Annotated in this window: 11 protein-coding genes; 8 read left to right on the top strand and 3 right to left on the bottom strand. The window is 68.1% G+C overall.

From position 1 onward, the window contains the following. The first annotated feature begins 14 nt into the window (after nucleotides 1-14). The gene (lldD, locus tag NX780_RS22225) at nucleotides 15-1148 is read left to right on the top strand and encodes an FMN-dependent L-lactate dehydrogenase LldD (RefSeq protein ID WP_258830071.1); all 1134 of its coding nucleotides are present in this window, start codon (nucleotides 15-17) and stop codon (nucleotides 1146-1148) included. Here lldD and NX780_RS22220 read toward each other — a convergent pair. Next, nucleotides 1145-2347, bottom strand: coding sequence for a family 1 glycosylhydrolase (locus NX780_RS22220; protein WP_258830070.1), 1203 nt, complete (start codon nucleotides 2345-2347; stop codon nucleotides 1145-1147). The genes lldD and NX780_RS22220 overlap by 4 nt on opposite strands. Nucleotides 2348-2582: 235 nt before the next feature. Here NX780_RS22220 and NX780_RS22215 point away from each other — a divergent pair, with 235 nt between their 5' ends. The 7 genes from NX780_RS22215 (at nucleotide 2583) to map (ending at nucleotide 10662) form a co-directional block, all read left to right on the top strand. Then, complete coding sequence (locus NX780_RS22215; RefSeq protein WP_258830069.1) at nucleotides 2583-2786, top strand: hypothetical protein; 204 nt, start codon at nucleotides 2583-2585, stop codon at nucleotides 2784-2786. Between the two features lie 271 nt (nucleotides 2787-3057). Continuing rightward, nucleotides 3058-4503, top strand: coding sequence for an NAD-dependent succinate-semialdehyde dehydrogenase (locus NX780_RS22210; RefSeq protein ID WP_258830068.1), 1446 nt, complete (start codon nucleotides 3058-3060; stop codon nucleotides 4501-4503). 124 nt (nucleotides 4504-4627) lie between these two features. After that, complete coding sequence (locus tag NX780_RS22205; protein WP_258830067.1) at nucleotides 4628-5944, top strand: MFS transporter; 1317 nt, start codon at nucleotides 4628-4630, stop codon at nucleotides 5942-5944. A 76-nt stretch (nucleotides 5945-6020) separates the two neighbouring features. Beyond that, the gene (locus NX780_RS22200) at nucleotides 6021-7238 is read left to right on the top strand and encodes a YeeE/YedE family protein (RefSeq protein WP_258830066.1); all 1218 of its coding nucleotides are present in this window, start codon (nucleotides 6021-6023) and stop codon (nucleotides 7236-7238) included. 144 nt (nucleotides 7239-7382) lie between these two features. Next, entirely contained in the window at nucleotides 7383-9620 is a 2238-nt protein-coding gene (locus NX780_RS22195) for a glycoside hydrolase family 3 N-terminal domain-containing protein (protein WP_258830065.1), read from the top strand. 68 nt (nucleotides 9621-9688) lie between these two features. Next, on the top strand, nucleotides 9689-9898 hold the full coding sequence (locus NX780_RS22190) for a ParD-like family protein (RefSeq protein ID WP_231060314.1): 210 nt from the start codon (nucleotides 9689-9691) through the stop codon (nucleotides 9896-9898). Next, nucleotides 9895-10662, top strand: coding sequence for a type I methionyl aminopeptidase (gene map / locus NX780_RS22185; protein ID WP_258830064.1), 768 nt, complete (start codon nucleotides 9895-9897; stop codon nucleotides 10660-10662). Before NX780_RS22190 ends, map begins: the two co-directional genes overlap by 4 nt. Nucleotides 10663-10787: 125 nt before the next feature. Here the strand turns inward: map and NX780_RS22180 are convergent, their stop codons facing one another. Next, on the bottom strand, nucleotides 10788-11477 hold the full coding sequence (locus NX780_RS22180; protein ID WP_258830063.1) for a trimeric intracellular cation channel family protein: 690 nt from the start codon (nucleotides 11475-11477) through the stop codon (nucleotides 10788-10790). A gap of 75 nt (nucleotides 11478-11552) precedes the next feature. Then, on the bottom strand, nucleotides 11553-12686 hold the full coding sequence (locus NX780_RS22175) for an alpha/beta fold hydrolase (RefSeq protein ID WP_258830062.1): 1134 nt from the start codon (nucleotides 12684-12686) through the stop codon (nucleotides 11553-11555). Between the last annotated feature and the right edge of the window lie 29 nt (nucleotides 12687-12715).

Here is a 12715-nt window from a genome sequence, read left to right as displayed (position 1 = left end):
ATTTTCGCACGACCATGATCATTTCATCGGCCACAGACTATCGCGGAGCCGCGCGCCGGCGCCTGCCGCCCTTCCTCTTCCACTATCTCGACGGCGGCGCGGGCGCCGAGCAGACCCTGCGCGGCAATGTCGACGACCTGCAGACCGTGCGCCTGCGCCAGCGCGTCCTGCGCGGCTCGGAACAGCAGGACCTGTCGGTGCGCTGGTTCGGCCAGGACTATGACCTGCCGCTCGCGCTGGCCCCGGTCGGCCTGGCCGGCATGTATGCGCGGCGCGGCGAGGTGCAGGCGGTGCGCGCGGCCTGCCGCCGCAACATCCCCTTCATCCAGTCCACCGTCTCGGTGTGCCCGCTGGCCGAGGTGGCGGCGCAGGCCGACAAGCCGATCTGGTTCCAGCTCTACGTGCTGAAGGACCGCGGCTTCATGCGCGACGTGATGCGGCGCGCCTGGGAGCTCGGCGCGACGACGCTCGTGTTCACGGTCGACATGCCGGTGCCCGGCGCGCGCTACCGCGACCTGCATAGCGGCATGAGCGGCCCGAACGGCCCCTTGAGACGCGTGCTGCAGGCGGTGCGGCATCCGCGCTGGGCCTGGGATGTCGGCCTGCTGGGTCGACCCCACGACCTCGGCAACATCTCGGCCTTCCGCGGCAGCGCGACCGGCCTGGCCGACTACATCGGCTGGCTGGGCGCGAACTTCGACCCCGGCATCGCCTGGGCCGACCTGCAATGGATCCGCGACGAGTGGAAGGGCAGGCTCGTCATCAAGGGCATCCTGGACCCGGAGGATGCGCGCGACGCGCTGGCCTTCGGCGCCGACGGCATCGTCGTCTCGAACCACGGCGGCCGCCAGCTGGATGGCGCACCGTCCACGGCGCGGGCCCTGCCGGCGATCGCCGCCGAAGTGAAGGGGAAGATGACGATTTTCGCCGACGGCGGCGTGCGCACGGGACTCGACGTGTTCCGCATGCTGGCCCTGGGCGCGGACGGGGTGCTGCTCGGACGCGCCTTCATCTATGCGCTGGCGGTGCACGGCCAGCCCGGGGTCGAACGCCTGCTGGCGATCATGGAGAAGGACCTGCGCACGACCATGGTCCTGACCGGCGTGCGCTCGGTACGCGAGATCGGCCCGGAGCTGCTGGCGCCCTAGCGCAGCCAGACGAACTCGTTGCCGAAGCGGTGACGCCAGAGCCCGATCAGGTCGCGGTAGGCCTCGCCGACCGGCCGCACCCGCCGGTCCAGGTCGCAGAGCCCGTACTGGTTGACGTTGCCGGCATCCTCGACCAGGGCGCTGTCCCAGTCGACCTGGTCGACCAGGCTGTACCAGGTGAAGCCGAGGATCGGCACCCCGTCCGCCTTCAGGCGCAGCAGGTTGGTCCACTGCTTTTCCAGCCAGGCGCGACCGTCCTTCTCGCCGGCGCCGGTGTCGCGGTTGTTGGTCTCCGTATGCATCACGGGGATGCGGTAGCGCTCGTAGTACTGGCGCGTGATGACGTAGTAGCCGAACAGCTCGCAGGGATGGGTGTGGCCGTCCGGATGGATGATGTGCTCGTTGGTCGCGTAGTAGTCGTTGCCCATGATGCAGACGGGCTTGACGTCATGGTTGAGGAAGAAGTGGTAGTCCTCGCGCGTCATGCCGTGGTCGAACAGGTATTCGTACATGCGGCCGCTGACGTCGTGGCTGTAGGCCAGGTCCAGGGCCAGGAAGCGCAGTTCGTTCATGTGGCGGGCGATGTCCATCGCTTCCGGGCCGCAGGGGTGGAAGTACTCCGACGATTCGCTCTGGATGAATTTCGCGTCCGGCCGCACCCTCATGATCGCCTCGGTGGCCAGGATGTTCGCGCGCGCCAGGTTGCGGATCGCGGTCACGAAAGCCCGCTCCGAGCGCAGGCGCTCGTTCCAGATGCCTTCATGGGCCGAGAACTTGGCCGTGATGTAGATCTCGTTGATCGGCGTGTACAGGTCGACCCAGGGGTAGCGGCGCGCGAAGGCTTCGGCATACTCGGCGAAGAAGCGCGGGAATTCCGGGTTCTGGAAGTTCCCGAGCCAGTCGGGCAGGCCGAAGTGGCACAGGTCGACGATGGGCTTGATGCCGCGCCGGTGGATCTCCTCGAAGACCTCGTCGGTGAAGTCCCAGTCGTAGCGGCCGGGACCCGCGTGCACGCGGTAGTAGGGCGGTCCGTAGCGCAGGGCGTCGATGCCGAGCTCGCTCACCAGGGAGAGGTCCTGCTTCCAGTGCCGGTAGTGGCCCGTTTTTTCCATCTCGTCGACCCGCAGGCCGGCGCCCGTGGGCCCCGCAACGACCGGATAACTGCCTTCGATGCCGGTCGCGAAGAGGAAGCTTTGCATGGTAGGACTCCTTTGCCGGCAGCGTGAATCGCGTCCGGCTGATTCATCATCCTGCCGATATTCGGCCTGCGCAAGGACAAACAGAAACTGTTACGTTTCTTCGTCGTCCGCGCAACACATGGGCTGCATCTGGGGTAGCGCACGATCCGATGAGCCCGCGTTTGCACAGCCCGCGCCCGAGGAGTATGCTGGACTCACAAGCAGACATACATATACATCTGCACTGGAGACGATCATGAAACCACGGCTGGCTTCAATCCATCTGCCCGAACGCTTCCACGGTCCCCTGCGCTTCGGCCGCCGCTGGCGGGGACACGAACTGGGGCTGCGCCTTGTCCAGCTGGCGGTACTCGTCGTCGTCGCGGCGGCCGGCGCCAGGCTGATCGCCGCCGCCGTCACCTACGGCACCCGCGCCGTCGCGAACTTCTTCGGGTCCTAAGTACTCGATAAGAAATAAATGTGAATTTTGGCAAACAGAACCGGATGCGGTGCAAGGCGGCGAGTGCGCCGCAGTGCGAGCACTGCAAGCAGGAGCCAACGCAGCAACGCGCCGGTTATGGCAGCCAAAAACACATTTATTTCGAGGCGAGTACTTAGGGCCGAGACGTCGCCCGGGGCGGCGCGCCGGACGCTGCACTGGCGCCTGCAAGGCGGGCGCACACCGGTTATCATCGAGCTTTCGATTCTTTCAACACAGGAAACGACGCTCCATGACGACTTCCAGCTATCCCGACACCCGCCTCCTCATCGCCAACGAATGGGTCGACGCGACCGGCGGCAAGACCATTCCCGTGCTGAACCCGGCCACCGGCCAGGCGATCGGTAACGTGGCGCACGCCAGCATCGCCGACCTCGACCGTGCCCTGGCCGCCGCCCAGAAAGGCTTCGAGACCTGGCGCGCCGTGCCGGCCGCCGAGCGCGCCGCCACCATGCGCCGCGCCGCCAGCCTGCTGCGCGAACGCGCCGGCGACATCGCCCGCCTGCTGACCCAGGAGCAGGGCAAGCCGCTGCCTGAGGCGAAGATGGAAGCCATGGCCGGCGCCGAGATCATCGACTGGTTCGCCGCCGAAGGCATGCGCGTCTACGGCCGTATCGTGCCGGCGCGCAACCCTGCTGCCCAGCAGCTGGTCCTGAAGGAGCCGGTCGGCCCGGTCGCGGCATTTACGCCGTGGAACTTCCCGATCAACCAGATCGTGCGCAAGCTGTCGGCCGCACTGGCGACCGGCTGCTCCTTCCTGTGCAAGGCGCCGGAAGAGACCCCGGCTTCGCCGGCCGCGCTGCTGCAGTGCTTCGTCGATGCCGGCGTGCCGGCCGGGGTGGTCGGCCTGGTGTTCGGCGACCCGGCCGAGATCTCCGGCTACCTGATCCCGCACCCGGTTATCCGCAAGGTCACCTTCACCGGCTCGACCCCGGTCGGCAAGCAGCTGGCCGCACTGGCCGGCGCCCACATGAAGCGCGCCACCATGGAGCTGGGCGGCCACGCGCCGGTCATCATCGCCGAGGATGCGGACGTCAACCTGGCGGTGAAGGCCGCCGGCGCCGCCAAGTTCCGCAACGCCGGCCAGGTGTGCATCTCGCCGACCCGCTTCCTGGTCCACAAGGACATCAAGGAAGAGTTCACCCGCGCCCTGGTCGCGCATGCCGAGGGCCTGAAGCTGGGCGACGGCCTGCAGGAAGGCACCACCCTGGGCCCGCTGGCCAATGCACGCCGCCTGACGGCCATGAAGCAGGTGGTCGAGGACGCCCAGGCCAAGGGCGCGGTGGTCGCGACCGGCGGCGCGCGCGTGGGCGATGCCGGCAACTTCTTCGCGCCGACCATCCTGTCGGACGTGCCGCTGGAGGCCAGCGTCTTCAACGACGAGCCCTTCGGCCCGATCGCGGCGATCCGTGGCTTCGACAGCCTGGAAGAAGCGATTGCGGAGGCAAACCGCCTGCCTTACGGCCTGGCCGGTTACGCCTTCACCCGCTCGATCAAGAACGCCCAGTTGCTGATGAACCGTGTCGAGGTCGGCATGCTGTGGATCAACCAGCCGGCCACCCCGAGCGCCGAGCTGCCCTTCGGCGGCATCAAGGATTCGGGCTACGGTTCGGAAGGCGGCCCGGAGGCGCTGGAGGCCTACCTGAACACCAAGGCCGTGTCGATGGTCGGCGTGTAATGCCGGCCTGAACCAGCCGCGTGCCCGCCTCGGCGGGCATTTTTTTGCGCCTCTGTTTCCCACTGCACCGTCCGCCATCCGGAAAACCGGGAAACTGGGGCAATTCACCTTGCAAGGAGACGCGATGTCATCGAACACCGCGACAGTGGAGCAGGGCATCCGGACGGCCGGTGTCGGCCGCTTCCAGTACCGCCTGTTCGCCATCTTCGGCCTGGTCTGGATGGCCGACGCCATGCAGGTGCTGTCGATCGGCTTCACGGCGCCCTCGATCGCGGCCACCTTCGGCATCGGCGTGCCCCAGGCGCTGCAGACCGGCACCTGGTTCTTCGTGGGCATGCTGGTCGGGGCCTTCGCCTTCGGGCGCCTGGCGGACCGCATCGGGCGGCGGCCGGTGCTCATGATGGCGGTGGTGCTCGACGCCTGCTTCGGCGTGGCGTCAAGCTTCGCGCCCGATTTCGGCTGGCTGCTGGTGCTGCGTTTCCTCACCGGCGTCGGCGTGGGCGGCACGCTGCCGGTCGACTACACCATGATGGCGGAGTTCCTGCCGAGCGACCGGCGCGGACGCTGGCTGGTGCTGCTCGAATCCTTCTGGGCGGTGGGCACCATCGTGCTGGCGGTGCTGGCCCTGGTGGCCGTGCGCTGGGGAAGCGATGCCTGGCGCGTGATCTTCTTCGCGACCAGCCTGCCGGCCCTGGTCGGGGTGGTCCTGCGCCTCTACGTGCCCGAGTCGCCCATGTTCCTCAACCGCAGCGGCAAGGGGCAGCAGGCGCGCGAGGTGCTGGAACGGGTGGCAAGAACGAATGGGCGCAGCGGGCCGATCCCCGAGCTGGCGCCGGAAAGCGCGGGCAAGCCACGGCTGTCCGCGCTGTTCGCGGGGACGCTGCGGCGCAGGAGCGTCTGCCTGTTCCTGGCCTGGATGCTGATCTCGATCGCCTATTACGGCGTCTTCGTCTACCTGCCGGTGCGGCTGGGCGCGCAGGGCTTCGGCTTCATGCGCGGCCAGGAATTCCTGATCGTGCTGGCGCTGGTGCAGCTGCCGGGCTTCGCGCTTTCGGCCTATGGGGTGGAGCGCTGGGGCAGGAAGCCCACCCTGGTCGGCTTCCTCCTGCTGAGCGCCGCGGGCTGCATGTGCTATAGCCTGGGCAGCTCGACGGTTCTCGTCGTCGGCTCGACCCTGTTGATGAGTTTCGCGCTGCTGGGCACTTGGGGCGCGCTGTATGCCTTCACGCCCGAGGTCTATCCGACGCAGCTGCGCGCCAGCGGCATGGGCACGGCCGGGGCGGTGGCGCGCTTCGGCGGCCTGTTCGCGCCCAGCATCGTGGCGCCCGTGATGGCGACCCACTTCACGCTGGCGCTGGCGATGCTGGCCACCTTCCTGGCCCTGGGCGCCCTCGCGATCCGCTTCGTGGACGTGGAGTCACGCAACCGGGCACTGGAGTAAAGTGGCGGGAGCGCCTGCATGGAACGCGTAAACGCGCGAAAATAGCGGGCTTTCCTTCCACTTTTCCTTTTTCCACATGGCCGATCCAGCTACCTTGCCTCTCCCGCGCCGCGTCGACATCAACCTGAATCCGCTCGGCGTTTCCCTGCTCCTCATCCTGCTGGGGGCCGTCTTCCTCGCACAGACCGTGGGCCCGAAGCACGCGGCGCTGTTCGGCGTCGGTTCGCTGCTGGGCATCGCCCTCTACCACGCCGCCTTCGGCTTCACCTCGGCCTGGCGCGTCTTCATCGCCGATGGCCGCGGCGCCGGGCTGCGCGCGCAGATGCTGATGCTGGCCTTCGGCGTGCTGCTGTTCTTCCCGGTGCTCGCCAATGGCACCCTGTTCGGCAACCCGGTCAGCGGACTGGTGTCGCCCGCCGGCACCTCGGTGATCGTCGGCGCCTTCATCTTCGGCATCGGCATGCAGCTGGGCGGCGGCTGCGCCTCCGGCACCCTGTACACGGTCGGCGGCGGCAGCACGCGCATGCTCGTCACGCTGATCTTCTTCATCGCCGGCTCCCTGATCGGCACTGCCCACATGCCGTTCTGGACGGCCCAGCCGCAGCTCGCGCCGACCTCGCTGGTGAAGGTCATGGGCCTGGCGCCCGCGCTCGTGCTCAATCTCGCCGTATTCGCGCTGATCGCGGCCATTACCGTGATGGTCGAGAAGCGCCGCCACGGCCGCCTGGTCAACAAGGCGCCCGAACCGGTGCAGGGCTCGCGCTGGCTGCACGGCCCCTGGCCGCTGCTGGCCGGCGCCGTCGCGCTGGTGCTGCTGAACTTCGCGACCCTGGCCCTGGCCGGCCGTCCCTGGGGCGTGACCTCGGCGTTCGCCCTGTGGGGCGCCAAGACCGCGTCCTTCATGGGCATCGACGTCGCCAGCTGGACCTACTGGTCGAAGGGCGCGAGCGCCGCGGCCCTGCAGGCGCCGGTGTGGCAGGACGTCACCTCGGTGATGGACATCGGCATCGTGCTGGGCGCCATGCTGGCCGCGGCGCTGGCCGGCCGCTATGCGCCGGTCTGGCGCCTGCCGCTGCGCTCGCTGGCGGCGGCGGTGGTCGGCGGCCTGTTGCTCGGCTATGGCGCGCGCCTGGCCTACGGCTGCAATATCGGCGCCTATTTCAGCGGCATCCTGTCGGGCAGCCTGCACGGCTGGCTGTGGCTGGTGGCGGCCTTCACCGGCAACGTCTTCGGCACGCGTCTGCGGCCGTTGTTCGGCCTCGAAGTCGAACGGGTGAAACCGAGCGGCTGCTGAAGATTCACGGATACGCTTCAACTACGTCGCCCGGAGGGCTTATTGTAAAACGTTTAACTCAGCTGTATATTCGCTGGGAAGAAGAATGATTACGTAAACGTTTTACTGGCGGCGTACAGCCGCACGGACCTCGGAGGAGATCGGATGAAGCAGTATCGAATGGGCCGTATTGGCGCGGGCTTGCTTGCGCTCTTTTTGGTGGCGGGACCGGCGCAGGCTGCCGAGGGCAGCGTGGCCCAGCGGGTCGAGCACCTGCTTGGGCAGATGACGCTGGAGGAGAAGGTTGGCCAGCTGAACCAGCTGTCCGGCAAGGAATTCACGGGGCCGGCCACCGCGAAGGTGCGCAGCATGGAGGCCGAGATCCGCAGCGGCGGGGTCGGCTCCATGCTCAACATCAAGGGCGTGCCTGATACCCGCCGCCTGCAGGCGCTGGCCCTGCAATCGCGCCTGAAGATCCCGCTGCTGTTCGGCCTCGACGTCATCCATGGCTACCAGACCGTGTTCCCAGTGCCGCTGGGCGAGTCGGCGTCCTGGGACCTGGAGGCGATCGAGGAGGCGGCGCGCATCGCGGCGCGCGAAGCCTCGGCCTCCGGCATCCACTGGACCTTCGCACCCATGGTCGACATCGGGCGCGACCCGCGCTGGGGCCGGGTGATGGAGGGCGCGGGCGAGGACAGCTACCTGGGCGCGCGCATCGCCGAGGCCCGGGTGCGCGGCTTCCAGGGCGCCCGGCTGGGCGGCGTGGAGTCGGTGATGGCCACCGCCAAGCATTTCGCCGCCTACGGCGCGGCCACCGCGGGACGCGACTACAATGCGGTCGACATGAGCGAGCAGCTGCTGCACGAGACCTACCTGCCGCCCTTCAAGGCGGCGCTCGACGCCGGCGCCGCCACCTTCATGAACGCCTTCAATACCCTGAACGGCATTCCCGCCACCGGCCACGCCGGCCTCCAGCGCGACATCCTCAAGGGCGCATGGGGCTTCAAGGGCTTCGTCGTCAGCGACTGGGGCTCGGTGCGCGAGATGGTCGTGCATGGCTATGCCAGCGACCTGGCGGATGCGGCGGCACAAGCCTTGACCGCGGGCAGCGACATGGACATGGAGAGCAATGCCTATTCCTCCTCGCTCGCGGCCCAGGTGCGGGCCGGCAAGGTCCCGATGGCGCAGGTGGACGATGCGGTGCGCCGGGTGCTGACGAAGAAATTCGAGCTCGGCCTGTTCGACGATCCCTATCGTTTCTCGGATCCGGCGCGCGAGCAGGCGGCCCTGAATGATCCGCGCCACCGCGAGGCGGCGCGCAGGATCGCCGGCAAATCCATCGTGCTCCTCAAGAACGAGGGCGGCATCCTGCCCTTGAAGCGCGGACTGCGCGCGATCGCCGTCGTGGGGCCGCTGGCCGATGCCCGGCGCGACCTCGAGGGCGGCTGGATCGTGAAGTCGAACGCCGGGCACATGGCGAGCCTGGTCGACGCGGTGCGCGAGGCGGCCGGGCCGGCGACGAAGGTCAGCTACGCCCCGGGCTGCGACGTGGCCTGCCGCGGCAAGGACGGGTTCGCGGCCGCGCTGCGGGCCGCGCGCGAGGCCGACGTGGTGGTGCTGGCGGTGGGCGAGAGCTGGGACATGTCGGGCGAAGCGAAGTCGCGCGCCGACGTTCAGCTGCCGGGCCGCCAGGGCGAACTGTTCGAGGCCCTGCGCGCGATCGGCAAGACGCCGGTGGTGGTGATCAATGCGGGGCGCCCTCTGATCTTCGAGAACGTGGCCCAGCAGGCCGGCGCCATCCTGTACGCCTGGTTCCCCGGCAGCGAAGGCGGGCGCGCGACGGCGGACGTGCTGTTCGGCGACGTGAATCCCTCGGCCCGGCTGCCGATGACCTTCCCGCGCAATATGGGGCAGATCCCCATCAGCTACCAGCAGTACGAGACGGGGCGGCCGGTGCGCGACGAAAAGAACATCGTCTACAAATCGGCCTATATCGATTCGCCGAACACGCCGCGCTATGCCTTCGGCCATGGCTTGAGCTATACGACCTTCGCTTACCGCGACCTGAAGCTGTCCCAGCCAAGCATGGGGCCGGGCGACAAGATCACGCTGTCCTTCCTGCTTGCCAATACCGGCAAGCGGGCGGGCACGGAAGTCGTGCAACTCTACCTGCGCGACCCGGTGGCGTCGGTTGTGCGCCCGGTGAAGGAGCTGAAGGGCTTCCAGCTTCTCCGGCTGCAGCCGGGCGAGGAGCGGCGGGTCAGCTTCACGATCGACCGCGAGACCCTGTCCTTCTTCGACCGCAAACTGGCCTGGACGGCCGAGCCGGGCAAGTTCGAGCTGATGGTGGGCAGCGCATCAAGCGACATCCGCCTGCGCCAGGCGATCGAACTGACGCCCTGAACGCCATCGCTTGCGGATACCTTATGCCGCGTATATTATCCGTATATGGATCATATACGGAGAATGTAATGGGCATCGTGAACATCGACGACGAGGTGCACGACCAGCTGCGCAAGGCGAGCATCGTGTCGTGCCGCTCGATCAATGCGCAGGCGGCGTTCTGGATCAAGATCGGCATGCTGTGCGAGATGAACCCGACCCAGAGCTTCAACGAAATCGTCTCACGCGAGCTGCGGGCGGCGGGCATCGTGCCGCAGGCGGTCAGGGCGCCCTCATGACCAAGCGGCCGGAGGAAATCGCGCTGATGGCGGAATCGGGGCGGCTGCTCGCAAGCGTCTTCGCCCGGCTAGACCGGCTGGAACTGGCCGGCATGTCGACCATGGCGGTCAACGACCTGGTCGAGCGCTACATCGTCGATGAGCTGGCGGCGCGGCCGGCCAGCAAGGGCCAGTACGGCTATGCCTATGCGCTCAATTCCTCGCGCAACAGCGTGGTTTGCCATGGCGTGCCGTCCGAAGTGGAGATCCTGCAGCGCGGCGACATCGTCAACTTCGACATCACACTGGAAAAGAACGGCTATATCGCCGATTCCAGCAAGACCTACCTGGTGGGCGAGGTGGCGGCGCCGGCGAAGCGCCTGGTGCAGGTGACCTACGAGGCCATGTGGAAAGGCATCCGGGCGGTGCGGCCGGGTGCGCGCCTGGGTGACGTCGGCCACGCGATCGAGCGCCATGCGCGGCGCCACGGTTACTCCGTCGTGCGCGATTTCTGCGGGCACGGGATCGGCCGCGAGATGCACGAGCCGCCCCAGGTGCTGCATTTCGGCCGGCCGAACACGGGGCTGGTGCTGCGCGAAGGCATGGTGTTCACGATCGAGCCGATGCTCAACCAGGGGCGCCATGCGGTGCGCACGGAAGACGATGGCTGGACGGTCGTGACGGTCGATGGCCAGTTATCGGCGCAGTTCGAGCATACCGTGGCCGTGACGCGCAGCGGCTTCAGGGTGTTGACCTTGCGCGAAGGCGAGCGGATGCCGCAATGACCGAGTGAAGTAGGGTGGTCGGCTTCGCCGACCGCGCGTTCAACTCGCGGATGCGCTGTGGTTGTACATGCACTGATTGGACGCGCGTACGGCGAAGCCGTGCACCCTACCTGAACCGCGGCTGCTCAACGTCCCCGATCGCGGTCGCTCTCTTCTTCCTCTCGCGGGCCGTGACCACGCGCCACCGGCAAATGCCAGTCATAGCGGATCGCCGCCATGCGCAGCATGAAGCACAGCGCCGCACCGGCGCAGGCCGTGGGCGCGGTCGGCAAGGCAAGGGCGTCGCCCAGCACCACCACGATCGCGCCCGCCAGGGCCGCGACCGCGTACACGTCCGAGCGCATCACGGCCGGCACCTCCGACAGCAAGACGTCGCGCGCGACGCCGCCGCCGATGCCGGTCAGCATGCCGAGCAGGGCCGCCATCTCCGGCTCCAGGCCGAAGACCAGGGCCTTCTGGGCCCCGGCCACGCAGAACAGGGCCAGGCCGGCCGCGTCGAACACCAGCACCGGCGTGCGCAGGCGCTGCACGGTCGGGTGCCAGAAGAAGATGGTGAGGCCGGCGGCGAGCGACACCACCAGGTAGCGCCAGTCGCTGATCGCCGCCGGCGGGGTGGCGCCGATCAGCAGGTCACGCACGATGCCGCCCGAGTTGGCGGCCACGAAAGACAGCACCAGCACGCCGAACAGGTCGAGCCGGCGGCGCACGCCGGCCGCCGCGCCGCTCAGGGCGAACACGAAGGTGCCGATCAGGTCGAGCGTCAGCACGAGCGTCTTCATGGCGGCGCCCATGTCGAGCGAAAGAACAGCGAACAAGATTACTCCGGGAATGAACGTGGGCCGCGCGGGAGGTGCGCGGCCGAACCAAACCCGTCAGTATAGGCCTTTGCCTCAGTTGTCGCCAGCAGCGCTCGCTTCGGTTTTGTCCAGCCAGTCGAAGATTTCCGGCCAGATCCGGGCATGCGCGCTGCTGCCGACCAGCACGCCCACGTGCTGCAGGTTGACGCCGATGTCACCGCCATAGCGCAGCAGCAGCTTGTGGCGGCTGGCGGCCGCTTCGTGGAAGGGGACGACCGCATCCCAGGGAATCACCCGGCTGCGCGGGTCGACCACGCTCACCAGGGGTGCGCGCAGGCTGGCCGGCCCGATGAGGCGGCCGTGGATGTCGAGCCGTCCGGCCATGAAATCGTCCCGGCGGTACAGCGATTCGACGATGTCGGTGAAGAGCCGGCCGGGCAGGGCGAACTCGTCATGCGTCCAGCGCTCGACCCGCATGTGGGTGGCGATCGCCTGCGGGTTGCCGAGCGAAAGGTAGCGGTCGGTCATGCGTTCCCACTGGAAGGCCTGGGGTTCGGCGAGGGCGCTCATCATGTTCAGGAACACGCCGGGCACCTGGCGGAAGGTGGCCGCCAGCTGGCCCGCGTGCGGCACCGCCTGCACCAGCGGGCGGAAGCAGCAGCTTCTTTCCTCGAAATGCAGGGGCGATTCGAGCAGGATGGTCGCTGCCACCCTGTCGGGGTGCAGGCAGCTGTAGATGGCGGCCAGGATGCCGCCCAGCGAATGGCCGACGATGAGTAGCCGCTCGCGGCCGGTATCGTCGGTGATCGCGCGCTGGCAGGCGGCGAGCAGGCGGTCGCCATAGTCGTCCAGGCCGAAGTCCTCGCTGTCCGGGACCGGCGTCCATTCGGCCAGGTAGACGCGGTAGCCGCGCGCCAGCCAGTGCCGCACCACGCTGACCTCGGGCACCAGGTCCCAGATATAGGAGCGCTTGATGGGGGCGGGCACCAGCAGTACGGGCGGGCCTTCGGCGACCTCCGGCGCGTAACTGCGCAGGTTCACGCCCGCTTCGGCGTGCAGGATCGTCGAGGGTGTTTCCTGCGGGCCGTAGCCGGCGCGGTCGAGCAGCTTGCCGCGCGCCTGGCGCGAGCGGTCCATGTTTTTCAGGAGGGTAGCTCCGAACGCGGCCAAAGGACTGGCGGCGAAGGGATTGGCGGCGGGAGCGATGGCGGAATCGGGCGCGTTCATGGCAGTCTCGTCTGGATCGGGAAACGAGA

Source organism: Massilia agri, assembly GCF_024753255.1.
In the GTDB taxonomy this organism is placed as follows: Bacteria; Pseudomonadota; Gammaproteobacteria; order Burkholderiales; family Burkholderiaceae_D; genus Telluria; species Telluria agri.
This window is presented reverse-complemented; position numbering and strand designations above follow the sequence as displayed.